Source organism: Allobosea sp. CRIB-10 (assembly GCF_900112185.1).
GTDB lineage: Bacteria > Pseudomonadota > Alphaproteobacteria > Rhizobiales > Beijerinckiaceae > Allobosea.
The window spans coordinates 74,601-99,320 of sequence record NZ_FOKP01000025.1; the positions used below are offsets into that span (position 1 = coordinate 74,601).

The 24,720-nt window shown below is 66.7% G+C and carries 28 protein-coding genes and 1 pseudogene; 14 read left to right on the plus strand and 15 right to left on the minus strand.

Annotated features, from left to right (window positions below; all coding sequences use genetic code 11):
* Positions 1-12: 12 nt before the first annotated feature.
* A complete protein-coding gene (locus BMZ69_RS24860; RefSeq protein ID WP_244543527.1) occupies positions 13-339 on the minus strand; it encodes a hypothetical protein in 327 nt (108 codons plus the stop codon).
* Between the two features lie 279 nt (positions 340-618).
* On the opposite strand from BMZ69_RS24860, the gene BMZ69_RS24865 reads away from it, so the two are divergent.
* Positions 619-819 carry a hypothetical protein gene (locus BMZ69_RS24865; protein WP_092161918.1) on the plus strand — a complete coding sequence of 67 codons (201 nt, stop codon included), beginning with the start codon at positions 619-621 and terminating at the stop codon, positions 817-819.
* Positions 820-1,102: 283 nt separating this feature from the next.
* On the opposite strand, the gene BMZ69_RS24870 is transcribed toward BMZ69_RS24865, so the two are convergent.
* Positions 1,103-2,479, minus strand: a complete 1,377-nt coding sequence (locus tag BMZ69_RS24870; RefSeq protein ID WP_092161920.1) for a PleD family two-component system response regulator — start codon at positions 2,477-2,479, stop codon at positions 1,103-1,105.
* A 16-nt stretch (positions 2,480-2,495) separates the two neighbouring features.
* The gene (locus tag BMZ69_RS24875) at positions 2,496-2,867 is read right to left on the minus strand and encodes a response regulator (protein WP_091842024.1); all 372 of its coding nucleotides are present in this window, start codon (positions 2,865-2,867) and stop codon (positions 2,496-2,498) included.
* Positions 2,868-2,988: 121 nt separating this feature from the next.
* Between BMZ69_RS24875 and BMZ69_RS24880 the strand changes: the two genes are divergently transcribed.
* Both BMZ69_RS24880 and BMZ69_RS24885 read left to right on the plus strand, forming a co-directional pair.
* Entirely contained in the window at positions 2,989-3,285 is a 297-nt protein-coding gene (locus tag BMZ69_RS24880; RefSeq protein ID WP_092161922.1) for a DUF3572 domain-containing protein, read from the plus strand.
* The gene (locus BMZ69_RS24885) at positions 3,282-4,631 is read left to right on the plus strand and encodes a DNA polymerase IV (RefSeq protein ID WP_092161924.1); all 1,350 of its coding nucleotides are present in this window, start codon (positions 3,282-3,284) and stop codon (positions 4,629-4,631) included. The genes BMZ69_RS24880 and BMZ69_RS24885 overlap by 4 nt, the downstream gene beginning before the upstream one ends.
* Here BMZ69_RS24885 and BMZ69_RS24890 read toward each other — a convergent pair.
* Both BMZ69_RS24890 and BMZ69_RS24895 read right to left on the minus strand, forming a co-directional pair.
* Entirely contained in the window at positions 4,588-5,415 is an 828-nt protein-coding gene (locus BMZ69_RS24890; RefSeq protein WP_092161927.1) for a cell envelope integrity EipB family protein, read from the minus strand. The two genes, BMZ69_RS24885 and BMZ69_RS24890, sit on opposite strands and share 44 nt — an antisense overlap.
* A 106-nt stretch (positions 5,416-5,521) precedes the next feature.
* Entirely contained in the window at positions 5,522-6,097 is a 576-nt protein-coding gene (locus BMZ69_RS24895) for a TetR/AcrR family transcriptional regulator (RefSeq protein WP_092161929.1), read from the minus strand.
* A gap of 124 nt (positions 6,098-6,221) precedes the next feature.
* Here BMZ69_RS24895 and BMZ69_RS24900 point away from each other — a divergent pair, with 124 nt between their 5' ends.
* The 9 genes from BMZ69_RS24900 to BMZ69_RS24940 all read left to right on the plus strand — a co-directional run bounded on the left by BMZ69_RS24900 (position 6,222) and on the right by BMZ69_RS24940 (position 13,314).
* Positions 6,222-7,034: an SDR family NAD(P)-dependent oxidoreductase gene (locus BMZ69_RS24900; RefSeq protein WP_092161931.1), complete on the plus strand. Its 813-nt coding sequence runs from the start codon at positions 6,222-6,224 to the stop codon at positions 7,032-7,034.
* Positions 7,035-7,141: 107 nt separating this feature from the next.
* The gene (locus BMZ69_RS24905; RefSeq protein WP_092161933.1) at positions 7,142-7,615 is read left to right on the plus strand and encodes a RidA family protein; all 474 of its coding nucleotides are present in this window, start codon (positions 7,142-7,144) and stop codon (positions 7,613-7,615) included.
* Positions 7,615-8,364 (plus strand): glycerophosphodiester phosphodiesterase family protein, encoded by a 750-nt coding sequence (locus BMZ69_RS24910; RefSeq protein ID WP_092161936.1) that lies wholly within the window; start codon positions 7,615-7,617, stop codon positions 8,362-8,364. The genes BMZ69_RS24905 and BMZ69_RS24910 overlap by 1 nt, the downstream gene beginning before the upstream one ends.
* A 257-nt stretch (positions 8,365-8,621) precedes the next feature.
* Positions 8,622-9,749: a GNAT family N-acetyltransferase gene (locus BMZ69_RS24915; protein WP_244543528.1), complete on the plus strand. Its 1,128-nt coding sequence runs from the start codon at positions 8,622-8,624 to the stop codon at positions 9,747-9,749.
* Between the two features lie 29 nt (positions 9,750-9,778).
* On the plus strand, positions 9,779-10,207 hold the full coding sequence (locus BMZ69_RS24920; RefSeq protein ID WP_092161940.1) for an HIT family protein: 429 nt from the start codon (positions 9,779-9,781) through the stop codon (positions 10,205-10,207).
* A 63-nt stretch (positions 10,208-10,270) separates the two neighbouring features.
* Positions 10,271-10,738 carry a carboxymuconolactone decarboxylase family protein gene (locus BMZ69_RS24925; protein WP_091842041.1) on the plus strand — a complete coding sequence of 156 codons (468 nt, stop codon included), beginning with the start codon at positions 10,271-10,273 and terminating at the stop codon, positions 10,736-10,738.
* A 69-nt stretch (positions 10,739-10,807) separates the two neighbouring features.
* Positions 10,808-11,281: a carboxymuconolactone decarboxylase family protein gene (locus tag BMZ69_RS24930; protein ID WP_092161980.1), complete on the plus strand. Its 474-nt coding sequence runs from the start codon at positions 10,808-10,810 to the stop codon at positions 11,279-11,281.
* Positions 11,282-11,291: 10 nt separating this feature from the next.
* A complete protein-coding gene (locus BMZ69_RS24935) occupies positions 11,292-12,179 on the plus strand; it encodes a sigma-70 family RNA polymerase sigma factor (RefSeq protein ID WP_092161942.1) in 888 nt (295 codons plus the stop codon).
* A gap of 292 nt (positions 12,180-12,471) precedes the next feature.
* Complete coding sequence (locus tag BMZ69_RS24940) at positions 12,472-13,314, plus strand: M48 family metallopeptidase (protein WP_092161943.1); 843 nt, start codon at positions 12,472-12,474, stop codon at positions 13,312-13,314.
* A gap of 94 nt (positions 13,315-13,408) precedes the next feature.
* On the opposite strand, the gene BMZ69_RS24945 is transcribed toward BMZ69_RS24940, so the two are convergent.
* From BMZ69_RS24945 to BMZ69_RS24975, 7 genes are all read right to left on the minus strand, one after another.
* Entirely contained in the window at positions 13,409-13,765 is a 357-nt protein-coding gene (locus tag BMZ69_RS24945; protein WP_092161944.1) for an AzlD domain-containing protein, read from the minus strand.
* Complete coding sequence (locus tag BMZ69_RS24950) at positions 13,762-14,496, minus strand: AzlC family ABC transporter permease (RefSeq protein ID WP_092161946.1); 735 nt, start codon at positions 14,494-14,496, stop codon at positions 13,762-13,764. The genes BMZ69_RS24945 and BMZ69_RS24950 overlap by 4 nt, the downstream gene beginning before the upstream one ends.
* A 469-nt stretch (positions 14,497-14,965) precedes the next feature.
* Complete coding sequence (locus tag BMZ69_RS24955; protein WP_092161947.1) at positions 14,966-15,241, minus strand: hypothetical protein; 276 nt, start codon at positions 15,239-15,241, stop codon at positions 14,966-14,968.
* A gap of 4 nt (positions 15,242-15,245) precedes the next feature.
* Positions 15,246-17,768, minus strand: coding sequence for an ATP-dependent Clp protease ATP-binding subunit ClpA (gene clpA, locus BMZ69_RS24960; protein WP_092161982.1), 2,523 nt, complete (start codon positions 17,766-17,768; stop codon positions 15,246-15,248).
* A gap of 43 nt (positions 17,769-17,811) precedes the next feature.
* Positions 17,812-18,171 (minus strand): ATP-dependent Clp protease adapter ClpS, encoded by a 360-nt coding sequence (gene clpS / locus BMZ69_RS24965; RefSeq protein ID WP_244543533.1) that lies wholly within the window; start codon positions 18,169-18,171, stop codon positions 17,812-17,814.
* 249 nt (positions 18,172-18,420) lie between these two features.
* Entirely contained in the window at positions 18,421-19,506 is a 1,086-nt protein-coding gene (locus BMZ69_RS24970) for an aromatic ring-hydroxylating oxygenase subunit alpha (protein WP_092161948.1), read from the minus strand.
* 197 nt (positions 19,507-19,703) lie between these two features.
* Positions 19,704-20,048: a phasin family protein gene (locus tag BMZ69_RS24975; RefSeq protein ID WP_092161949.1), complete on the minus strand. Its 345-nt coding sequence runs from the start codon at positions 20,046-20,048 to the stop codon at positions 19,704-19,706.
* 325 nt (positions 20,049-20,373) lie between these two features.
* Between BMZ69_RS24975 and BMZ69_RS24980 the strand changes: the two genes are divergently transcribed.
* Complete coding sequence (locus BMZ69_RS24980; RefSeq protein ID WP_092161950.1) at positions 20,374-22,062, plus strand: serine hydrolase; 1,689 nt, start codon at positions 20,374-20,376, stop codon at positions 22,060-22,062.
* Between the two features lie 17 nt (positions 22,063-22,079).
* Here BMZ69_RS24980 and BMZ69_RS24985 read toward each other — a convergent pair whose 3' ends face one another.
* Positions 22,080-22,808: a DnaJ domain-containing protein gene (locus tag BMZ69_RS24985; protein WP_348272495.1), complete on the minus strand. Its 729-nt coding sequence runs from the start codon at positions 22,806-22,808 to the stop codon at positions 22,080-22,082.
* Positions 22,805-23,554, minus strand: a complete 750-nt coding sequence (locus BMZ69_RS24990) for a VWA domain-containing protein (RefSeq protein WP_244543529.1) — start codon at positions 23,552-23,554, stop codon at positions 22,805-22,807. Before BMZ69_RS24990 ends, BMZ69_RS24985 begins: the two co-directional genes overlap by 4 nt.
* 87 nt (positions 23,555-23,641) lie before the next feature.
* Between BMZ69_RS24990 and panC the strand changes: the two genes are divergently transcribed.
* Positions 23,642-24,490 (plus strand): pantoate--beta-alanine ligase, encoded by an 849-nt coding sequence (panC, locus tag BMZ69_RS24995; RefSeq protein WP_092161951.1) that lies wholly within the window; start codon positions 23,642-23,644, stop codon positions 24,488-24,490.
* 148 nt (positions 24,491-24,638) lie between these two features.
* On the opposite strand, the pseudogene BMZ69_RS31315 reads toward panC, so the two are convergent.
* Positions 24,639-24,720, minus strand: a pseudogene (locus tag BMZ69_RS31315) (IS5/IS1182 family transposase); the annotation flags it as partial.

Here is a 24,720-nt window from a genome sequence, read left to right on the forward strand (position 1 = left end):
GAGGCGCCGCGGTCAGAACGCCGGCTTCGGTACGAACAGGCAGAACGGCCGCTGCGATGGCGCGATCACGGTTCCGGTCGGCATTCCGCCGCTGCGGCAGATGTGGAACCGCCCGTCCTTCGAGACACGCGTCGCCTGCTCCGGCACGAAATGCCCGTCATGGGTGAGGTATCCGCCTGGAATGATGCGTGGGTCGGGCTCCCTCGCGTCGGCGTCGAGGCCCATGGGCCAGCAATCGCGATCGCTGCAGCAATCATAGGGGTACCAGCTATGCGCGTGGACAGGCCCTCCGCCCCACGACAACAGCGCGAGGCAGAGCGCCGATGCGGTGAGACGCATGGGTCGCTCCTTAGGCGAGGATGTCAGGCCAGCAGCTTCGCAGCCGAGTAGCAGGGCATGCGAATCGTCGTCAGATTAGCATGAGACGACGATGGTTAATGTGACCTTACATCGCCGTGGACGCTCAATCCTTGGCCAGTAATTGCCGAAATTAGCGCCTGACGACTTGAACGTAGCAGGCAGGTTCGGGTTCTGCCTGTCGTCGCTGGCGCCGGATGCTTCGATCTTCTATCTTGTCCATGCGGCGCTGGCCCGCCGCCTCGTCTGCCGGAGCCCCTGTTGAGCAATCCCGATCCGACTGAACCGCATCGGCGCCCCGGCGGGCTGGTGCGCGGCTTCCTGCGCTTGATCGTCGAGGTCGACGAGTCGCGGCGCTGGACGCATCGCCTGCGCGCTGCCCTGCTCCTCCTGCTGTTGCTCGCCGGTTTTGGCCTGCTCGGCTACTGGGTCCCGGAAATGATCGAGCGCCAGCTGCACTGAGGCGGAGGCGGCGACTGACGGCCAGGACATCGGAATGGATGGTGGCCGGCCGACGACGGATCTGAGGAGGCCAGAATCCCGCCATCGACCGGCCGAGCCCAGCGGTGACCCAGGAGATGCGGCGGAACCTGGGCTTCCCGAAGGGCATTCCGGACGGCCGCTCGGCAGCCGTTCTCTTGGAAATCACCCTACGCGGAAGCCCCCTCGAATCAATCGGAGACGATTGATTCACCAATATTCATCGAAACTTAACCCTACTTGGAAACCTTACCGCGCCACCTGCTCAGGCGGCGCTGGCGACGATGACTCGGTTGCGGCCGGCGGCCTTGGCCCGGTAGACCGCCTCGTCGGCCCGCTTCATCATTTCGACCGGCCCGGTATCGCCTGCCCGCCGGCTGGCGACGCCGATCGACACCGTCACGGGAATTGCGCGCTGCCCGCGCTGGATCTGGAACGGCTCGCCCTCGACCTTCTCGCGAATGCGCTCGGCCACCGCCCGCGCCGCGTCGAGCGCCGTGTCGGGCAGCACGACGACGATCTCCTCGCCGCCCATGCGCGCCACCAGGTCGATGCCGCGCGTGCAGGCGCGGATCCGGTCGGCGAATTCGCGCAGCACCTCGTCGCCCGCGTCATGGCCCCATGTGTCGTTGACCACCTTGAAGCGATCGACGTCGAGCACCAGCAATGACAGCGCCCGCGCCCGCAGCGCCGACTCGTCGAACAGGACCGAGAGGCGGCTGTCGAGATAGCGGCGATTGTGCAGGCCGGTGAGCTGGTCCATCACCGCCATTTCCATCGAGGACTGCACGCTATCGCGCAGCCGCTCGGCGAAGCGCTTGCGGCGGACCAGCGTCCGGGCCCGCGCCAGGAGTTCGTTGCGGTCGATCGGGCGGACCAGGAAATCATGCGCACCGATCTCGAGCCCACGCAGCACGCGCGACCTGTCCTCGGCCTCGCCGAGCAGGAGCACCGAGAGATTGCGCGTCCGCTCGAGCGAACGCAGCTGGCTGCACAGCCTCAGGCCGTCGTAATTGCGCAGGTCGAGGCTCACCAGCACGATCTCGAAATCGCCCTCGGCGGCGCGCGTGAGCGCAGCCTGCGCATCGGCTTCCGTCTCGATCGAGTGGAAGGCCGAGAGCGCCTGGGTCAGCCGCTCGGCGATCAGCGGCCGATCCTCGATCAGGAGGACGCGGCCGTTGAGTCCGGTCTCTGCCGCGGCCGCCGCGAGCGGATCGGCGATGCCGAGCTGGCGCGAAGCGAGCGCGCGCTGGCGCAGTTCGTCGGTCACCGATTTGAGCCGGACCAGGCTGCGCACCCGCGCGAACAAAGCGGTGTCGTCGATCGGCTTGGTCAGGAAGTCGTCGGCGCCGGCGTCGAGCCCCTTCAGCCTGTCGCTCGGCTGGTCGAGCGCCGTCACCATCACCACCGGGATATGGGCGGTGGTCGCGCTGTTCTTCAGCCGCCGGCAGACCTCGAAGCCGTTCATGCCCGGCATCATCACGTCGAGCAGGACGATGTCGGCCTCGCCACGCTCGCAGATCGCCAGCGCCTCGATCCCGTTCGTCGCGGTGACGACGTCGAAATACTCGGCGCCGAGCTTGGCCTCGAGCAGCTTCACATTCGCGGGAATGTCGTCGACGACCAGGACCCGTGCGGACATGGCTCAGCTTTTCCCCTCAGGCCGTGCCGACATAGGCGCGGACCGTCTCGAGGAACTTGCCCACCGAGATCGGCTTGGAGATATAGGCCTCGCAGCCGCCCTCGCGGATGCGCTCCTCGTCACCCTTCATCGCGAAGGCAGTGACCGCGATCACGGGAATCGACTTCAGCGCATCGTCCTCCTTGATCCACTTGGTCACCTCCAGCCCGGAGACCTCTGGCAGCTGGATGTCCATCAGGATCAGGTCTGGGTGATGCGTGCGGGCGAGCTCGATCGCCTCGATGCCGTCGGCCGTCTTGAGGGTCGCATAGCCGTGGGCCTCCAACAGATCGTTGAAGAGCTTCATGTTGAGCTCGTTGTCCTCGACGATCAGAACCGTCTTCTTCATCTGTCCCCCATTCCGCACAGTCCCGGATTTTCCGGGCTGTCGGCCGCGTTCAGTGCTAGGTTTAACATGCGAGCAGTTGACGAAACGCAAACCCGAAACCCGACTCTCCGATCATAGATAGATGGCCATGCCGCACCCGATCACCAGCGAGGAAGCGCAGACTCTCGCGCTCAAGGCCCTCGCCTTCCTGGCCTCCGAGCCGGAGCGCCTGGAGCCGTTCCTCGCCGCCACCGGCCTCGGCCCCGCCACGCTGCGCAGCGCCGCGCAGGAGCCTGGCTTCCTCCTCGGCGTGCTCGACCATCTCTGCGCCAGCGATTCGCTGCTGCTCGAGTTTGCCGGAAACCTGAGCCTGAAGCCCGACATGATCGCACAGGCCCGCGAGATTCTGGCAGGCCCGCCCGAAGCCTACGAGCCGTGAGCGCCGAAGTCGGCCTCGCTGGCTCCTCCCGGGCGTTCTGCCGCGACTGCCTGCGCGATCATGACGAGGCGCGCGCGCCGGTGCGGCGCTGCCCGTCCTGCGGCTCGCCGCGTCTGCTGCGCCATGCCGAGCGCGACAGCCTGCACCTCGCCCATATCGACTGCGACGCCTTCTACGCCACGATCGAGAAGCGTGATGACCCTTCCTTGCTCGACAAGCCGGTGATCGTCGGCGGCGGCAAGCGCGGCGTGGTCTCGACCTGCTGCTACATCGCCCGCATGTCCGGCGTCCGCTCGGCCATGCCGATGTTCAAAGCTTTGAAAGCTTGCCCCGAAGCCGTCGTGATCAAGCCGAACATGGCGAAATACGTCGCAGTGGGGCGCCAGGTGCGCAAGCTGATGCAGGAATTGACGCCGTTGGTCGAGCCGCTCTCGATCGACGAGGCCTTCCTCGACCTCGGCGGGACCGAGCGGCTCCATCACGCCAGCCCTGCCCTCACCCTTGCCCGCTTCCAGCGCCGGATCGAGGACGAGATCGGGATCACCATCTCGGTCGGGCTCTCCTATGCCAAATTCCTCGCCAAGGTCGCCTCAGACCTCGACAAGCCGCGCGGCTTCTCGATCATCGGCCAGGCCGAGGCCGTCGCCTTCCTGGCCCAGAAGCCGGTCGGGATGATCCCCGGCATCGGCAAGGCCGGCGCCGCCAAGCTGGCGCAATCGGGCTTCCGAGTCATCGGCGACCTCGCCAAGGCCGAGATCGCCACGCTCTATCGCCTGGTCGGCAAGGACGGGCCGCGCCTGCGCAACCTTGCGCTGGGCATCGACCCGCGCAAGGTCACGGTCGAGCATGAGGCCAAGACCGTCTCATCCGAGACGACGCTCGATGTCGACCTCGCCCGTTTCGAGGAGCTGGAGCCGATCCTCTGGCGGCTCTGCGAGCGGACCTCGCAGCGATTGAAGGCGCAGGGGCTTGCCGGGCGCACCGTCACCCTCAAGCTCAAGACCCATGATTTCCACATCATCACCCGCGCCGCCCGCCTGCCCGAGCCGAGCCAGCTCGCGGCGCGCCTGTTCGCGGCCGGACGCGACCTGCTCAAGCGCGAATGCACCGGGCCGCGCTACCGGCTGATCGGCATCGGCATGAGCGATTTCTCCGATCCGGCCGAGGCCGATCGCGGCGACCTCGCCGACCAGCAGACGCCCAAGCTGAAGGCGATGGAAAACGCGCTCGACAAGGTCCGCGCCAAGTTCGGCGACGCCGCGATCGAGAAGGGCCTGTCGCTGCGCGATACGCGCCGCCGCTCTACTTCGAGCAGTCGCTCGCCGGAAGCAGATCCAGACGCGTGAGCGTGCCGCGCAGGGCGAACGAGCCGTAATCGAGCCGGATCGCGCCGGTGACGCCGTTCTCATAGAGCTCGAAGGACACGGTGTAAGCCGGTGTGCTCTCGCCGGAACCGACCTTGAAATAGGAGATCGTCACCGGCCAGCGCGCCAGCTTCTCGAACTCGGGCTTGCGCAGCGGCGCCTCGGCGGCGGGTGTCGTGATCTTGCGGCCGATCACCGAGAGCGTGTCGTAGACGTCCTTGCCGGAGTTGGCGCCGTCATAGAGGCGGACATTGAAGGTGTTCCTGCCCTCGCGCGCCGCCTGGATCACCGCCTTCATCTGCTCGTTCGGGAACATCGCCGCGCTCGCCTCGCGGTGCGTCTCGGCCTTGGGTGCACGCAGCCTGACCTCATAGCCGGCCTCGGCCTTCTTGGCCGTGCCGTCGACGACATCGGCCGGCGCACCGGCGGCGGAACTCTCGGTCTTGAAGCGATAGCTCTTGGCGTCGCCCTCTTCGAAGCTGGTGGTGCGCGCGTCGATCACGCGCGGCCCGGCCTCGCTGGTCAGCTCGGTGACCTGGCGGAAGGAAAGCGCATAGCCGTCGCAGGCATCGCCGGAAAAGTCGAAGGCGATGCGGCCGCGTGCCGTGGTGATGTCGCGCGAGGGCTTGCCGTCGTCGAGCACGAGATCATAGACAGCCCGGTGCGGCACCAGCACGACGCGCTCCGCCGAGGCCGGGGTCTGCGCCCAGGCTCCCATTGCAGCCACCAGCGCCAAGCCTGCGATCCCGCCGCGATACGTCTTCATGCCGATCCTCGATTCGCGCTCTTAACCGGGGCGAACTGCAGCCCTTCAAATCTAGGTGCATTGCGGCAATGGCGCAAACAAGGCGAGGCAACGCAGGTTGCGTCCGTCACGTCTCGGCAGAACAAAGCGCAGCCCTGCCCGCAGCGAGGATTTCGTCAGATAAAGCCGCGTCGTCGACCATGCGAGCGAGGACGAGCGCGCCGACCAATGTGGCGTAGCTCGCAATGGCGCTCGCCCGGCGCTCATCCGCTGTCGCACCCGGTGCGACGGCGGAGAGGCCCTTGATCGCCGCGCGCACCCCCTCCGTCGCGGCAAGGCGCGACGCGCCGCCCTGGCGCGCCACCTCGCTGCCGAGCGCCGCCACCGGACAGCCATGGCCGGCATCGTCGCGATGCGCTGGTGAAAGGTACTGATTGACGATCCCTCGCAACGGCACCTGCGGCTCCGTCGCTTTCGCCTCGGCGGCCCAGCGGTTGGAATCGACGAAAGCGCGCCCGAGCGCCTGGGCGGCAAGATCGTCCTTCGACGAGAAATGCCCGTAGAAGCCGCCATGGGTCAGGCCGACCGCCTTCATCACATCGGCGACGCCGACCCCGTCGAAGCCCCGTTCGCGAAACAGCGTCGCGGCCGTGTCGAGAATGCGCTCGCGGTTCTCCGCCATCTGCTCGCGGCTCACGCGCATCGATCCACTCCTTCCAAAAATCAGCGATCCAGGCTCTTGACTCTTTATATGATGTTGATCATCTAAATTCAATCATGATGATAATCATGAAAAAGAACCCTTTGAAACCGAACAGGAGTTGGACATGGCTACGCAGCAGCTCGGCACCGCCCTCATCACCGGCGCATCGACCGGGATCGGCGCCGTCTACGCCGACCGATTGGCCCGCCGTGGCTATGATCTCGTCCTCGTCGCCCGCGACGAGGCCCGTCTCGGCGCACTGGCCGAACGTCTTCGCAGCGAGACCGGCCGCAAGGTCGAGTGGTTCAAGGCCGATCTGACGGCGAAGGCGGACCTCGCTCAGGTCGAGCAGCGCCTGCGCGAGGACAAAAGCCTGACCCTGCTGGTCAACAATGCCGGCATGTCCGTCTCCGGCACGCTGGTCGAAGGCGACATCGACCGCTTCCAGACCATGCTGGAGCTCAACGTCATCGCCCCGACCCGCCTCGCCGCGGCTGCAGCTCGCAACTTCGTGACCCGCAAGACCGGCGCGATCGTCAACATCGCCTCGGTGCTGGCGCTGGCCCCGGAGATGTTCAATGGCAGCTATAGTGGCACCAAGGCCTATGTGCTGAACCTCAGCCTCTCCTTGCAGAAGGAACTCGCCCCTGCCGGAGTGAAGGTTCAGGCCGTACTGCCGGGCGCCACCCGCACAGAGATCTGGGCCCGCGCGGGCGTCGATGTCGACGGCTTCCCACCCGAAATGATCATGGAGGTCGATGATATGGTCGATGCAGCGCTGGCCGGCTTCGACCAGGGCGAGTTCGTCACCATTCCCTCGCTGCCGGATGCCGCCGACTTCGAGCGCTATACGGCGGCACGGCTGGCGCTCGGCCCCAATCTTTCGCGCAACCGGCCGGCCGAGCGCTATCTGGCGAAGCACTCGGACGCCGCCTGACCTGCCCTGCCCCGCAGGCGCATCGGCCAAGCCGCACTGCGCTTGCGAGCTTGTCTGCCATCGGCGATGAAAGGCTCCTGTCCAGCGCAGGCCGGGAGCCTCTCATCATGAACGCCATCGACACCAAGCTCGCCGCCCTCGGCATCACCCTGCCCGCCCCGGCCGCTCCGGTTGCGAACTACGTTCCCTATGTCATCACCGGCAACCTCTTGATCATCTCCGGCCAGATCTGCTTCGGCCTCGATGGCAAGCTTTCCGACGCGCACAAGGGCAAGCTCGGCGGCGAGATCTTCAACGAGGCCGGGCTGGAAGCCGCCAAGCTCTGCGCGATCAACGTGCTGGCGCAGGCCAAGGCGGCGCTCGGCGGCGATCTCGGCCGGATCAAGCGCTGCGTGCGCCTCGGCGGCTTCATCAACGCCGCCCCGCATTTCGCCGCTTTGCCGGCGATCATGAACGGCGCCTCCGACTTTATGGTCGAAGTGCTCGGCGATGCCGGCCGCCATGCCCGCTCGACCGTCGGCGTCGCCAACCTCCCGGCCGACGCCGCCGTCGAGGTCGAAGCCATGTTCGAGATTGCCTGATGGCTGCCGAGGCCTGGCTCACCGCCCGCCCGATCGCGCATCGTGGCCTGCACGATGCCGCCGGCGGCGTGATCGAGAACTCGCTTTCGGCCGCCGCGGGCGCGATCGCCGGCAACTTCGCCATCGAATGCGACGTCCAGCTCAGCGCCGACGAGGACGCGGTCGTCTTCCACGACTTCGTCCTCGACCGCCTGACGGCGCAGAGCGGCCGCGTCGACGCCCGCAAGGCGGCCGACCTCGCGCAGATCGGGCTGAAGGGCGCCAGCGACCGCATCCCGACGCTGACCGGCTTCCTGGAATCGATCGGCGGCCGGACCCCGCTGGTGATCGAGATCAAGAGCCGCTTCGACGGCGACCTGCGGCTGGCGAAGCGCACCGCTGAGATCCTCGCCGGCCACAAGGGCCAGCCGATCGTGCTGAAATCCTTCGATCCGGTGATCGTCGCAGCCCTGCGCGAACTCGCGCCCGGTTTCGCCCGCGGTATCGTCGCCATGAACGAATATGCCTACGCCGACTACGACCATCTCTCGCCCACACAGAAGCACGCGCTCGCCAACCTCCTGCACTTCGAGGAGAGCCGGCCGGACTTCGTCTCCTGGAAGGTCGCCGACCTGCCGAGCGCGGCGCCGTTCCTGTGCCGCAAGGCGCTGGGGCTGCCGCTGATGAGCTGGACGGTGCGCACGCCGGAGGACCGCGCCCGCGCCGCCGCGCATGCCGACCAGATGGTCTTCGAGGGCTTCCTGCCTTGAGCGAAACCGGCATACGCGACACTCTCAGGGTCCGCGTTGCCACTTCGCTGAAAGGCGTCCCGGCCGCGTCCTGGGACGCCTGCGCCAATCCCCATTCGCTTGAAGCTCCTTCCAAGGCGGCGCAGGGCTCCTCCCTTCCCCCTTGTGGGGAAGGGTTGGGGATGGGGGGCGAACGACCGGGTGAGCGCTTCGTCGTCAACGGCTCACCAGGCGGCTCGCCCCCCACCTCTCTCTCCTCCCCACAAGGGGGAGGAGAAGTGCCTTCTTCGGCGCCCGAGCAAGCGGACTCAATCTCTCAAGCAGACCCGGACAACCCCTTCGTTTCGCATGCTTTTCTGCGCGCGCTGGAGGAGAGCGGCTGCGTCGGCGGCCGCACCGGCTGGTCGCCGGCCTATCTTCTGGTCGAGGATGCGGACGACCGCCTGATCGCCGCCGCGCCCTCGTTCGTCAAAGGCCACAGCCAGGGCGAATACGTCTTCGACCATAGCTGGGCCGAGGCCTATATGCGCGCCGGCGGGCGCTACTACCCCAAGATCCAGGTCGCCGCCCCGTTCACGCCCGCGACCGGCCCGCGCCTGCTCGTCGCCGAGGGGCCGCAAGCAGCCGAGGCGCGCGAAGCGCTGATCGCCGGGCTGGACGCACTTCGCGAGCAGGTCCGCGGCTCCTCGATCCATGTCACCTTCGCGCAGGAGCCGGACATGGCGGCGCTGCTCGATGCCGGTTTCCTCGAACGCCACGACATCCAGTTCCATTGGCAGAACGAAGGCTTCACCAGCTATGACGATTTCCTTAGCCTGCTCGCCTCGCGCAAGCGCAAGGCGCTGAAGCGCGAGCGGCGCGAGGCGCTCTCGGCCGGCATCGAGGTTGCGGTCCTCTCGGGCTCGGACCTGACCGAGAGCGTCTGGGACGATTTCCACGCATTCTACGAGGATACCGGCTCGCGCAAATGGGGCCGCCCCTATCTCAACCGCCGCTTCTTCTCCGAGATCGGGCAGCGCATGGGCGAGCGCATCGTGCTGGTGCTGGCCCGCCGCGCCGGCCGCAACATCGCCGGCGCCATCAATTTCCGCGGCGGCAATACGCTCTACGGCCGCAACTGGGGTTGCATCGAGGACCACCCCTTCCTGCATTTCGAGCTCTGCTACCATCAGGCCATCGACTACGCGATCGCGCACAAGCTCGTCCGCGTCGAGGCCGGCGCCCAGGGCGAGCACAAGCTGGCCCGCGGCTATCGCCCGGTGATCACCCGCTCGGCCCATCTCCTCGCCGATCCCGGTTTCGCCCGCGCCGTCGCCGCCTATCTGCCCGGCGAACGGCGTGAGATCAGCTCTGCAGTGGCTGCGCTTGCGGAGGAGAGCCCCTTCCGCAAGGGTGACCACCTCTGACCTCCTTCGAACCATCAGGATATCAGCTGATGACCGCCTATGATCCGAACAACATTTTCGCCAAGATCCTGCGCGGCGAACTGCCGGCCCACCGCGTCTACGAGGACGACCGGGCGCTCGCCTTCCTCGACATCATGCCGCGCGCGCCTGGCCACACGCTGGTGATCCCGAAGAACCCGGCCCGCAACCTGCTCGACATCGACGCCGGCGATCTCGGCTATGTCGCGACCATCGCCCAGCGCATCGCCCGGGCACAGATGCAGGCCTTCGATGCCGACGGCATCACCGTGCAGCAGTTCAACGAGAGCGCCGGCGGCCAGGTCGTCTTCCACCTGCACGTCCACGTCATTCCGCGCCATGACGGCGCCGCGATGAAACCGCCGGCCAGCGAAATGGCCAAGCCCGAGGATCTGGCGGCCGCCGCCGAAAAAATTCGAGCCGCGCTGAAAAATATTTGAGCGGCATGTCACGCGGGCGCTGGCCGCCTCGTCCTGTCTTCATCGAACCCGATGGAGAGAACGATGACCCAGCGCCTCAATGGCTTCCAGACCGCCCCCGACGCCTACAAGGCCATGCTCGGCCTGCAGGACTACATCAATCAGTCGAAGCTGGAGCACAGCCTGCTCGAGCTGGTGAAGATCCGGGCATCGCAGATCAACCGCTGCGCCTACTGCCTACACATGCACATCGCCGATGCGCGCAAGGCCGGCGAGAGTGAGATCCGGATTGCCCTGCTCAGCGCCTGGGAGGAATCCGAGCTCTTCACCCCGCGCGAGCGCGCCGTCCTGCGCTGGACAGAAGAGCTGACGCGGCTCGTCGACCGCAGCCCGAGCGACGAGGCCTTCGCCGAACTGCGCGAGCATTTCGACGAAAAGGATTGCGTCGACCTCTCGGTCGCCATCGGCATGATCAATCTCTGGAACCGGATCAATTGCGGCTTCCGCACGCTGCACCCGAATGATCGTCGCCGCGAGAAGGCCGCGGCCTGACGCTGCATCGAACAGCCTGCTGGCCCGGCAGTCGCCGGGCCGGAAATGCTTCAGCCCGAAAGCCCCATCATGAGCAAGCGCCTCAACCCCTACACCACCGCCCCCGAGACCATGAAGCCGATGATCGCGCTCGAAGCGTCGATCAAGGAGAGCGGCCTCGAGCACAGCCTGATCCACCTGGTGAAGATGCGAGCCTCGCAGATCAATGGCTGCGCCTATTGCCTGCACATGCACTCGGCCGACGCGATCAAGGAGGGCGAGAGCCCGGCCCGCCTCTTCCTGCTCGACGCCTGGCACGAGTCGGCGCTCTATACGCCGCGTGAGCGCGCCGCCCTCGCCTGGACCGATGCGCTGACGCTGATCGCGAAAACCCATGCGCCGGACGAGGCCTATGACGAGGTCGTCAGCCATTTCAGCCCGGAGGAAACCGTGAAGCTCACTCTGTTGATCGGCACGATCAACACCTGGAACCGCATCGCCATCGGCTTCCGCACCAGCCATCCCAGCGACCGGCCGGCCAAGGCCGGTGCGACGGCTGCCTGAGACGCTTGCCATGACCGCCCCGGACGATATCTTCGAGACGCATCGCCGTTTCCTGACCCGCCTCGCCTATCGCATGCTCGGCTCGGTCAGCGATGCCGAGGATATCGTCCAGGAGGCCTGGCTGCGCTGGCGCGACGTGCCGCAGGACGAGATCGAGGTACCCCGCGCCTATCTCGCCCGCACCGTCACGCGCCTCTGCCTCGACCAGATGAAGTCGGCCCGCAGCAAGCGCGAGTTCTATGTCGGCGCCTGGCTGCCGGAGCCATTGGTCGAGGAGATCGGCGCGGCCGAAGCCGATGCCGACACCCGGCTCGACGCCCCGATCGCGCTGATGCTGGCGCTCGAACGGCTCTCGCCGCTCGAGCGCGCCGCCTTTCTGCTGCATGACGTCTTCGAGCTGGATTTCGCCGAGATCGCCCGCACCATCGATCGCAGCGAAAGCGCCTGCCGCCAGCTCGCAAAGCGCGCCCGCGAGCATGTCCGCATCGACATGCCGCCGCGCAACAAGATCGATCCCGCCGAGGCGAAGCGTTTCGTCGACGCCTTCTTCAAGGCCGCCCACAAGGCCGACACCAGCGATCTTCAGACGCTGCTGGCACAGGATGTCGCCTTCCACAGCGACGGCGGCGGCAAGGTGCTGGCAGTCATGAACGTGCTCCACGGCATCGATCGCGTCGCGCGTTTTTTTGCCGGCATCGCCCGCAAGGTGATCAGCCAGCAGAAATCGACCACTGTTTACAAGCCCGTGATGATCAACGGCCTGCCCGGCTATCTCAGCCTCGAGCGCGGCGAAACCCTGCAGGCGACGGCGCTCGACATCCGCGACGGCCGCGTCCACGCGATCTATGTCGTGCGCAACCCCGACAAACTCCGGCACATCACGCTGGCGGCCGATTAGGACCTGCGGATTTATTCGGAAACACATCGTCATGCTGGACAAGCGGCTTTAGCCGCGCAGCTCCGGGATCCGTCGTAAAGCTCCGGAGCCCTCCGATGGATCCCGGGCCGAGCTTCGCTCGCCCAGGATGACGACGGTGATTCCGAGGGAACTCAACGCACTCTGTCACTCTGGAATGACGCAACGTCAGAGCGAAAATAGCTCAAACCACACGCGAACCGACGCGATCATGGCTCAAATGTGGACAAGGCGCTTCAGCTAGCTGATTTCATCCACGCTGGAGCCTTGCGCTATGAATTTTGACATTTCCCAAGTGAAGCACCCGAAAGAAAAGCTCTATGGTAGCATCATGCTCGCCGTCGGCGTCCTGATCTGGGCGTTGGTCATCGGTTTCATCATGCTCAGCCTGCTCCGTGGCCAGCTCTATGCCGCGATGCTCGCTTTGATTTACTTTGCCGCCTTCTGGCTGTTCTCCTATTGGGCCCGCGCCCTCACCCGCGCCTATATGATGGGTCATTTCGTCATGGTCGGGCCCGACCAGTTCCCGCATATCCATCGCATGGTCGAGGACGGCGCCCGCGCGCTCGGCCTGCGCGAGATCCCGCAGACCTTCGTCTACAACTCCAGCGGCGTCCTGAACGCGATGGCGCTGCGCCTCGTCGGCCGCCAGCGCTATATCTGGCTGACTTCGGCCCTGCTCGACGCCGACAATGACGAGCAGGTTCGCTTCGTCATTGGCCATGAGCTCGGCCATCACGTCGCCGGCCATCTCGACGAGCCCTGGAGCTATCTGCGCTTCCCCGGCCACATCGTCCCCTTCCTCGGCGCCGCCTATTCGCGCGGCCGCGAACTGACCTGCGACCGCATCGGCGCCTTCGTCGCCCGCGACCTCCAGGCCGCGCGCACCGGCCTGCAGATGCTGGCCTGCGGCAGCGTCAGGCTGAACGCCCAGATGAACCCCGACTCCTTCCAGAAGCAGGAGCAGATGGTGCCCGGCATCTCCGGCTTTTTCCTCAAGATCGTCTCGCACTATCCGCGCCACACCCGCCGCGTCGAGGCGGTGACGCAGTGGTACAAGACGCAGCCGGCCGCCAGCCAGCCGATCCGCCCGAGCTTCGCGCCGCGGCCAGCATAAGCGCTGCAGCGGACGCATCTCGACGCCTCATCGGGCCGGCGCCCCGCGGGCGCCGGTTTTCATATGGAAGGCATTGGACAGCGCAGCCCGGCGTTCAGCTCAACCAGACAGCGCCGCCGATCAGCACCGCCTCGCCGGCGAGCACTGCCAGCATCACCCGGCGCCGCCAGGCGAGGACGATCGTGACAGCGACAGCCAGCGCCGCCAGCCTGACCGTCAGCGGCACCCCCGCGAGCGCACCGGGTGCCGCCAGCACCAGCTTGGCCACGACGCCGGCCAGCAGCGCCGTCGCGACCAGCCTGACCCATTCGAGCCAGGGCGAGCTTTCGTCCAGCTTCCGCGCGAAGGCGACGGCGAGCCAGCGCCAGATCTCGGTCGGCAGCACCGCGAACAGGACGAGGGCGAGATAGGGCCACCACGGGCCATCGAGGAAGGCGATCGGCTGGGTCATGCGCCGGCCTTCCGCGCCTTGCGCCAGCGCTGGACCAGGAAGGCGATGCTGCCGCCGGCGATGCCGCTGGCGATCAGGTCGAAGCCGCCGCCGATCGCCCAGCTCGCCACCGGCGCAAGGGCGAGGCCAAGCCCAATCGCGATGGTGTCGCCGAGGCCACGAATGCCGGCGACCATCGACGACAGGAAGAAGATCGGCGTCAGGCAGAGCAATCCGGCCGCGACCGGCGCCGGCACCACGCCGGCGAGATGAAAGCCCGCATAGGTGCAGAACGCGCTGACGGCGATCAGCGCATTGGCGAAGCCGAGGAAATAGCCGACCCGTTGTTCGGGCGGGATGTTCGGCAGCCGCCTGAGCGCCTCGACCCAGGCGGTGACGGCGACGAAATGCGCGATCAGCATCTGCTGCGCCACGCTCTGGCCCGGCCGGCGCAGCAGCGGCAGCAGCGCCACGGTCATCGGCAGGAAACGCAGCGAGGCGAAGCCGATGGCGAGCGCGATCGCGCTCCAGGCGGCGCCTGCGGCGATCGAAGCGAAGAACAGCACCTGCGACGGGCCGGCCCAGACCAGGAGCGTCGAGAGTACGGCGGCCTCGACAGGATAGCCGACATCGCGCGCCAATGTGCCGACGCCCATCAGCGAGAGCCCGACAATCCAGGCCGGCAGCATCGCCGCATCGCGAAAACCGCGCGCCCAGGGTCGCAGCCATTGATTTGGGGCAGCCTCGGTCATGCTGTCATCGCGCTGTCCGAGAGCGATGAAAACCGGGCCGTCATTCCGGACAAGCGCCGCAGGCGCGCAGCTCCGGAATCCATCGTAGAGCGCCCAGTCCTATAATGGATTCCGGCGCTCCGCTTCGCTACGGCCGGAATGACGGAGCCCTTTTCGAAACCGGAGCGGTTCTGGGTTCCTAGCTCAGGTCTCTGGCGTGCCTCGGAACGACGCGCGAAGTTTCGCACAAACCAGCCGCGCCAATTGCCAATAGGCTCTGCTCCTTCCCCACCGCAAGCGGGGGGAAGGGAACGCGCTTGACTGCCGAGCGACTGCCTTGCGTTCGAGCTGTGGCTTGAGAATCGGATCATCGGACCGAGAGATACGAAAAAGGCCCGCAGCAGCTGCGAGCCCTTTCGCTTAAAGCGCATGACGCTGGTCGCATGACAGCCACCAGACCGCGCGCCCGCTCTGCGTCCAGCGCAAGCGATCAGAAGCTCTTCATCGCCAGCCCGATCAGCTCCTGGAAGAAATCCATCGCTTCCTTCGGGATGCCGCCGACCGCGCGATAGCCGAGATAGAGCAGATAGAGGAAGGCCGGGACCATGATCCAGCCCAGCACCTCCTCGAAGATGATCCGGCGCCGGCGGCGGCGGGCCCGCTTCTCGAACCAGCCGAGCTTTTCCTTGGGCGCCGGAGCGGCCGCCTGAGCGGCGACCTCGCCTTCTTGAGCCCAGACGCTTTCCGACTTGCGCTTGAAGAACACCGGATCAGGCCTTGGTCAACGGAACCTTCGGAACGGTACGGACGCTACGCGCTGCCTTGGGCGGCTCGACCGGAGCATCCGGCTTCGGGCCGCGCTTGGCGCCGCCCGATCCGGCCGACTTGGCCTTGCCCGGCGTCCTAGTCAACCCCTTGGCCCGCGGCTTGCGCGTGCGCTTCTCGGCCGCGGCGGCGACGTCCTTCTCCGGCTTGGGCTTGACCGGCCCGTCCGGGAATTCGAGGCCGAGCACCTTGATGCCGGTCTCGGACTGGATCACCACAACCTTGACCGCGCCGCCATTCTTCAGTCGGCCGAACAGCACCTCGTCTGCCAGCGGCGTCTTGATCGTCTGCTGGATCAGGCGGGCCATCGGGCGAGCGCCCATCGCCTCGTCATAGCCGTTCTCGACCAGCCATTCGCGCGCCTCGTCCGAGAGCTCGATGGTGACGTTGCGGTCGGCGAGCTGCGCTTCGAGCTGCAGCACGAACTTGTCGACGACGCGGGCCACGACCGTCTTCGGCAGATGGCCAAAGGAGATCGTCGCGTCGAGCCGGTTGCGGAATTCCGGCGCGAACAGCTTGTTGATCGCCTCGGTGTCGTCGCCTTCGCGTTTCTGGCGGGTGAAGCCATAGGCGTTCTTGGCCATGTCGGCGGCGCCGGCATTGGTGGTCATGATCAGGATGACGTTCCTGAAATCGACCTGCTTGCCGTTGTTGTCGGTCAGCTTGCCGTGGTCCATCACCTGCAGGAGGATGTTGAACAGGTCGGGATGGGCCTTCTCGATCTCGTCAAGCAGCAGCACGCAATGCGGATGCTGGTCGATCTGGTCGGTCAGGAGGCCGCCCTGGTCGAAGCCGACATAGCCCGGAGGCGCGCCGATCAATCGCGAGACGGTGTGACGCTCCATGTATTCCGACATGTCGACGCGCACGAGCTCGACGCCGAGCGAGGAGGAGAGCTGGCGGGCGACCTCGGTCTTGCCGACGCCGGTCGGGCCGGCGAAGAGATAGCAGCCGATCGGCTTCTCGCCGTCGCGCAGGCCGGCGCGGGCGAGCTTGATCGAGGAGGACAGCGCCTCGATCGCCTTCTCCTGGCCATAGACGGTGCGCTTCAGCGTGGTCTCGAGATTGCGCAGCACCTCGGCGTCGTCCTTGGAGACGGTCTTGGCCGGGATGCGCGCCATCGTCGCGATCGCCGCCTCGATCTCCTTGACGCCGATCGTCTTCTTGCGCTTGGCCTCGGTCACCAGCATCTGCGAGGCGCCGGTCTCGTCGATCACGTCGATCGCCTTGTCCGGCAGCTTGCGGTCATGGATGTAGCGCGCCGACAGCTCCACCGCCGCCTTGATGGCGTCGTTGGTGTAGCGCAGCTTGTGGAACTCCTCGAAATAGGGCTTCAGCCCCTTCAGGATCTCGATCGTGTCCGGCACCGACGGCTCGTTGACGTCGATCTTCTGGAAGCGCCGGACCAGCGCCCGGTCCTTCTCGAAATACTGGCGGTATTCCTTGTAGGTGGTCGAGCCGATGCAGCGCAGCGAGCCCGAGGCCAGCGCCGGCTTCAGCAGGTTCGAGGCGTCCATCGCGCCGCCCGAGGTCGCACCGGCACCGATCACCGTATGAATCTCGTCGATGAACATGATCGCCTTAGGGTGCTGCTCGATCTCCTTCATCACCTGCTTGAGGCGTTCCTCGAAATCGCCGCGATAGCGCGTGCCGGCGAGCAGCGTGCCCATGTCGAGCGAGAAGACGGTCGCGTCCTCCAGCACCTCCGGCACCTCGCCGCGCACGATCTTGAGCGCCAGGCCCTCGGCGATCGCGGTCTTGCCGACGCCGGGGTCGCCGACCAGCAGCGGATTGTTCTTCTGCCGGCGGCAGAGGATCTGGATGGTGCGCTGCACCTCGGCCTCGCGGCCGATCAGCGGATCGATGCGGCCATCCCGCGCCTTGCGATTGAGGTTGACGCAGTAAGCGTCGAGCGCGCTTTCTTTTTTCTTCTTGTCCTTGTCGCCGTCCTGGGCCTGTTCGCTGCGCTGTTCGCGCTGCTCCGGCTCCTCTTCGGCGCCGCGCACGGGCCGGCTCTCGCTGGCGCCGGGACGCTTGGCGATGCCGTGGCTGATGTAGTTGACCGCGTCGTAGCGGGTCATGTCCTGCTCCTGCAGGAAGTAGGCGGCGTGGCTCTCGCGCTCGGCGAACATCGCCACGAGCACGTTGGCCCCGGTCACCTCCTCGCGGCCGGACGATTGGACATGGATCACCGCACGCTGGATCACGCGCTGGAAGCCGGCGGTCGGCTTGGAATCGTCACGTCCGTCGGTGACGAGATTGGTCAGCTCCGCATCGATGTAATCGACGAGGTTGCGGCGCAGCGTGTCGAGATCGACGCTGCAGGCGCGCATCACCGCCGCGGCATCTTGGTCATCGACCAGCGCCAGCAGCAGGTGTTCCAACGTCGCATATTCGTGGTGGCGCTCATTGGCGAGCGCGAGGGCCCGGTGAAGCGCCTGTTCGAGGCTACGCGAGAAGCTCGGCAAGGTCAGCGCTCCCAATCCAGTTTCGAGAGGATGATGTTCAAAGCTACTTTTTCTCCATCACGCATTGCAGCGGATGCATGTGCTTGCGGGCGAGGTCCATGACCAGGGTGACCTTGGTCTCGGCGACCTCGTAGGTGAAGACGCCGCATTCGCCGACGCCGTTCTGGTGGACATGCATCATGATGCGCGTCGCTTCGGCCCGGTCCTTGTTGAAGAACCGCTCCAGCACATGCACCACGAACTCCATCGGCGTGTAATCGTCATTGAGGATCAGCACGCGGTAGAGATTGGGCTTGCGCGTCCGTGTCCGGGTCAGGACGGCCGTGCCGGTGCCACGGTCGCCGTCGGTCGGGCCGGATGGCGCCCGCGGCTTCGAAGCCAGACGCGGCGCAAAAGCGGACACGGTCTCGCGCGGCGTATTGCCGGCTGGCAGGTCCTGATCGATTGGCGTCGTGGCTGCTTGGCTCAAGATGTCCGTCCCGAAGGCTGACCTCAAGATAGTGCTTCGCTCACGAATTTACAGGCGTCTCACCTGCTTCGCCAGCCCGTTGCGGCCGCAGGCCACAGCGAACCGACATTTTTGAACCGGACGAACGAAAACCAGGCCTGGAATAGCCCGGCTTCCCAGGGGCTTGCGGCGCCGCGGTCGCTCTCAGGTGCGCCAGCGCAGCCGTTCGGCGATCAGCACATTGGTGAAAGCCTTGCCCTCGCGACGGGCCATCGCGTAGTCGCGCTTCAGGCGGAAATACCATTGCGCCAGCCGGTCGGCCTGCCCGAGCAGCAGCATGGTCGGCTTGCGCTCGAGCCCCTGCTGGGCGAGCTCGAGGATGCGCTGGTCCTGGCGCAGGAAGGCATGGCCCGCCCATCTGATCACCGGCGCGAGCGGCATGAGTTGCGGCAGGTCGGAGAGCAGCACATTGGTGAGCAGCGTCCGACCGCCATCAATCGGCGTGGCGAAGGTCGCATTGACGATCGAGCGCTCGCCCATGCGGATGCGCTCGATGCGCTGGCCCGGCAGCAGGAAATCGACCTCCGTCTGCGGCCGTCCCAGCAGGCGATAGCCGCGTGAATTGGCTGCCGCCTTGTGCGCCTTCATCCGGAAGCCGAAGGGCAGCGGCTCGAAATCCTTGACCTTCTCGCGTGCCGTCGCTGTCGGACGCCACCACCAGGAGTTATGGACATAGCCGACATGGCCGGGATCGATCAGGCTGAGCACGCATAGATCATAAGAGGCCTCGACCAGAACCGAGACGGCGACGCGGCAGCGTGTCTTGGCCGCGAGCGTCAGCACAGGCACCGGAGGCGCCTGCTCCGGCCGCATGCCCAGATAGAGCCAGATGATGCCGTCGCTCTCGGCGATCGGGAAGTCGCCGACCTTGACCTGGCCGGGATCGGCGACGTCGCCATCGACCAGCGTCGGCATCGACCGGCAGCGGCCATCGGCGCCGAAGCGCCAACCATGGAAGGGACAGGTGATCGCGACGCCGTCGAAACGCCCCTCGGACAGGGGCGCGCCGCGATGCGGGCAGCGATCGCGCAAGGCGAAGAGCTTGCCGAGCTTGGTGCGACCGATGACGATCTGCTCGCCGAGGACCGTCACGCTCGCCATCGCCCCTGTCGCCAGGTTGCCGCTGCTCCTGACGCAGTACCAGGCCTCACGGGGCGGCTCGCGGAAGTCGCTCGCCGGAGGCGCTTCCGCGGCACCCGATGTGTCTGCTGCGATGGTCGAACGGCTCATTGCGACTCCCGGCTCCTGTCGCCGCCGTCAGGCCGGACGCGACGCAGGCAGACAGCCGCCCGCCGGTTGCGAGAGCATTGCCGCGCAGGCGGACCAAAGACAGCCGAAGCGCAAACGCAAAGAAGCCCGGCCGAGGCCGGGCTTCTTGAAATTCTCAGGTGATCAGCTGCGGCCGGGCGAAGCCGGCCGCGCCAAAATCACTTGGCCGGGGTCGGGACGGCCTTGGCGACGATGCCTTCGAACGGCTTGTAGGCGTCCTTGGCGATCGCGGCATAGAGCTCGCCGATCTTGGTCACCTGAGCGACATAGCCCTCGAAAGCGGTCTTGACGTAGTCCGACTGGATCTCGATGGCCTTGTCGAGCGTCTTGACGCCGGCAAGCTTCTCGATCGCGGCGGTGCCGGCCTCGAACGACTTCTTGGCGTAGTCGGTGGTCTCGACGGCCAGAGCCTGCACACCCTTCGAGGTGGCGCCGAAAGCCTTCAGGGCGGCGTCGACGTTCTCTTTGGAAGCCTTCTGGATGGTTTCGAAATTCTGGATCATGGTTTCCTCCGACGCTCGCAGGCGCCGCCTCTGCTGACGAGCCTGACGGCCCAGGTTCCGTGTCCCCAAGGTCAGATGAAGGGCTCATCACCGGGACGACCCTGATATTGTGCACCGCAACATAAAAGTCAAGATCGCGCTGCAATGCACCAAGCGCAGAGCCCCCCGGCGTGCATCGGCGACGGTTTGCAACCGGACAGCTTCAATGCTGGATTTTTTTCGCTTAACTCCTCCGTAACCGCATCCGCCTAACCTCCTCTCCTGTGTCCTTCGCGCCACGCTGCAAAGCCTGCGACGGACGGGTGGGTTAGTTGAGGCGAGTTGCATGGCTTCTGGTTGCGTTGGGTCCCGACGCGGGCGCTGGCTTGCGTTCATCGGGGTGGTGAGTGCTGCTGCCGTCGTGCTGACAGCGACGATCTCTCCGGCCGAGGCGGCGCGCAAGAAGCGGCGCCATGTCTCGGGCGGCTACGCCCCGCCCTATGCTGCGATGGTCGTCGACGTGAAGAGCGGCCGCACGCTGCACGCCGTCAACGAGGATGCGCCGCGCATCCCGGCCTCGCTGACCAAGGTGATGACGCTCTATATGCTCTTCGAGCAGATGGAGCGCGGCCGCTTCACCATGAATTCCGAGCTTAAGGTCTCGGCCTATGCCGCCTCGCAGCCGCCGACCAAGCTCGGCCTGCGGGCCGGCTCGACCATCGAGGTTGAGGACGCGATCAAGAGCATGATCACCCTGTCGGCCAACGACTCCTCGGTCGTGGTCGCCGAGGCCATCGCCGGCTCGGAAGAGGCCTTCGCCGAGCAGATGACGCGCAAGGCGCGCGCGCTCGGCATGGAGTCGACCCGCTTCTACAACCCGCACGGCCTGCCGAACTCGCCGCCGAACATCACCACGGCGCGCGACCTCACCATCCTGGCCCGCGCGATCCAGGAGCGCTTCCCGCGCTATTTCCCGCTCTTCCAGATGCGTTCCTTCCAGTATGGTTCGCGCACCATCCGCGGGCATAACCGGCTGCTCGGCCGCATCGAGGGCGTCGACGGCATCAAGACCGGCTACACCCGCGCTTCCGGCTTCAACCTGATGACCTCCGCCAAGGCGGACGGCCGCCAGATCGTCTCGATCGTGCTCGGCGGCCGCTCCGGCGCCTCGCGCGACAAGATCATGGCCGATCTCGTCCTCGCCAGCCTGCCGCGCGCCAGCGCCGGCGGCCGCAGCGCCCCGATGATCGCCGAAGCCTCCGAGCCGCAGCAGGAGCGCTACCGCGCGCCCGCCCCGGCTCCCGTTCCCGAGCCGCCGGCCCGCCCGGCGCTCGTCGCCCAGGCGCCCGAGCCCGCCCCGGCGCCCGCGCCGATCCCGGTGCCGCGCCCGCGCGCCGAGCCTGAGGTCCCGGCCGCGGCCCGCGCCTATGCCGCGACGACCACCACCGCCCAGATCACGCCGCCGCGCGCCCTGAGCGGCAGCGCCCAGGCGCTCGCCCTCTCCAATATGCGCCCGGTCGCCGCGACCACGACGCCGTCGGCCATGCGCTGGTCGATCGGTGCCGCCCCGGCCGAAGGCAAGGTCCTGCGCCCGCCGGCGAATGTCGACACCACCTCCTCGATCGCCAAGCTCGCCGAGCCGGCGGCCAAGGACGAGGTCCAGCCCATGCCGAAGAAGGTCGAGGCTCGCCTGCCCGAGCCGGCGCCCGCACCGGTCAAGGTGGCGCATGTCGCCAAGGCGCCTGAAGCCAAGCCCGAAACCAAGCCGGCCGAGAAAACCGCGATCGCCTCGAAATGGGTGATCCAGCTCGGCGCCACCGACGATGAGGCCAAGGCCAAGGACATCCTGGCCCGGGCCCGCGCCAAGGCTTCCGGCTCGCTCGCCGACGCCTCGCCGTTCACCGAGAAGGTCGAGAAGGGCGGCGCCACCCTGTTCCGCGCCCGCTTCGCCGGCTTCGAGGAGTCCAAGGACGCCGAGAAGGCCTGCGCCCAGCTCAAGCGCGGCGGCTTCTCCTGCTTCGCAACCCGTAGCTGACCAGTCGGGAAAGGGATTCAGCCATGCTTTTTCAGCAAGGTATCCTTGGCCTGGTTGACGCGAGCGGCAAGCCCGCTGGTGCCGCCGGCATCCGGATGGATGCGCTTCATCAGGCTCCGATGGGCCTCGCGGATCGCCTCCTGGCCCGCCCCCGGCTGAAGCCCCAGGATCTCGTAGGCCTCCTCGTCCGCCATCGCGCCCGTGCGCGCCGGGCCGCGCTGCCCCGCGTCGCGGTGACCATCAGCGTCTTCACGCCATCCGGGCGCCCGGCGGTCGAGATATGCCTCTAGGAGGCGCGCCCCGTCGGGATCCCCGGCAAGGCATTCGCGCAAGAGCGCACTGAGATCAGCCGGCGTGAGATCGTCGAGATCGCGACCGGCGAAGGCGCCCGCGACGACCTTGCCCTTGATACCGCCGCTATCGTGATCGAGCTCCATCTCCAGCAGAGCCGAAGCGACCTTGGAACGACCGGCCGAGCCGGTCCCGCCCCAGTCCCGCGCCCATTCCGGCATCTTGAGGCCACCCGGCCCATAAGCGCTCCAGCCGAGCAGCCAGGCGCCGAGCCCGCCCAGGAAGATCGCCATGTCGGGCCGCCCGCGCAGCATCAGCAGCGCCGCGACGCCGAGCGAAAGCGTACCGCCGACCACCTTGCCGAGCCTGACCAGCTTCTTCGGATCGGCGCCGGCGAAGAGCTTCACCAGCCACCAGATCAGGATCAGCGTGGCGATGCCATAGAGCAGCGTCACGATCTGCGGCCCTCCATCGCCGTCAGCAGCCTCTGCGCCGCGGCGTTCTGCCCCGCGAGCTTCAGCAGCGCCTCGCGTCCACCGCTGGCATAGGCCGCAGCGCCACGCAGGAGATCGAGCAGGGAGTTTGGCGCATTGACGTCGAAGCGCGCATGCGCCCCGCCGGTCAGGCGTGCGATCTCGGCGAAGGCGGCGCTGGCATCCGGATCGGCCCCTTCCTGAAACAGGAAACCCTTGACACCGCGCAGGCCAAGCTCGCCGGCAAGCGCGCACAGCCGGTCGACATCTTCCTCCATCGCATCGCCGACATAGACGAAGGCGCGGATCGGCACCTGCCGCTCCTCGTCGCGGATATGCTTGAGCACGCGGCCGATCTGCGTCTGCCCGCCGCGGCAGTCGATCTTGTTCATCAGCCCGGTCAGGCGCTGCGGCTCGCCGAGCCAGCCCGAGGCGCGGCATTCGTCGAAGCCGCGGAAATAGACGAGCTGAACCGCGAGCCCACCGGTCTTCGCCGCGACCTCGAACATCTGGCCCTGCAGCGAGCAGGCGAGTTCCCAGCTCGGCTGCCGGCTCATGGTGGCGTCGAGCGCGAAGACCAGCCGCCCGGCCTGCCCGGTCGCGAGTGGCGCGAGCTGCTTGGCCGAGGCGAGGAAGCGGTCGATCTCGCCGGGCTTCGAGCGCGCAGCATTCTCGGCCGGGCGCGTCTCGCCCGCCTTGCCTACCGCCTTGCCGTTGTCGCGCGTCATGCTCTTCGCCGGGATTCGCTCATGCCAGAGATATTGGCCGCGCCGCCGGCATTTGCTACCCGTCCCGGAACGTCAGGGAGAAGCGCTATGTCGCAGGTCGCGGTGTTCGAGACGGTCAAGGCGATGCGCGAGGCGGTCGCGGCCTGGCATGCAGCCGGCGAGAAGGTCGCGCTGGTGCCGACCATGGGGGCGCTGCATGAGGGCCATATCGCGCTCGTCACCGAGGCGCAGAAGCACGCCCGCCGCGTCATCGTCTCGATCTTCGTCAACCCGACGCAGTTCGCCCCGCACGAGGACTTCAAGAAGTACCCGCGGACGTTCGAGAGCGACCGCGCCCAGCTCGAGGCGGTCGATGCCGACGCGATCTATTTCCCCGCCGTCGAGGAGATGTATCCCCCAGGCTTCGCCAGCCGCGTGCTGCTGCTCGGCCCGGCCGCGGTCGGCCTGGAGGATCGTTTCCGCCCGACGCATTTCGAAGGGGTGGCAACGGTTTGCTGCAAGCTGTTCACACAGAGCAAGGCCGATTTCGCCATTTTCGGCGAGAAGGACTACCAGCAGCTCAAGGTGGTGACGCGGATGGCTGGGGATCTCGACCTCGGCATAAAGATCGTGCCGCTGGCGACCTTCCGCGAGGCCGACGGGCTCGCCATGTCCTCGCGCAACCGCTACCTCTCGGCTGAGGAACGTGCGCTCGCTCCGACCCTCCACCGGGTCATGCAAGCCCTCGCCGCCCGCATCCGCAACGACGATCCGCTCTTCCAGGCGGTCGCAGACGCACAGAACGAGATCATCACCGCCGGCTTCGAGCTCGACTATCTCGAAGCCCGCCACGCCGACACGCTGGCGCCGGTGACCTCGCGCGCCGACGGCCCGATCCGCCTGCTGATCGCGGCGCGGCTGGGAGCGACGCGGCTGATCGACAATATCGGGGTGTGACGCGAACCGCCGCCCGCAAGACCACCTACAGGCCTAGAGCATTTTCGAGCGAAGTGGATACCGGTTCGCGCGAAGAAAATGCGACAAAACAAAGGGCTAGAGCATTTCCGTGATTCGGAGAAACACGGAGTTGCTCTATGGTCGAGACTCAACGCAGCCAGTAGGCGACGAGAGCGGCGAGGCAGAGCGAGGCCAGATAGTTCCTGGCGAGCTTGTCGTAGCGGGTCGCG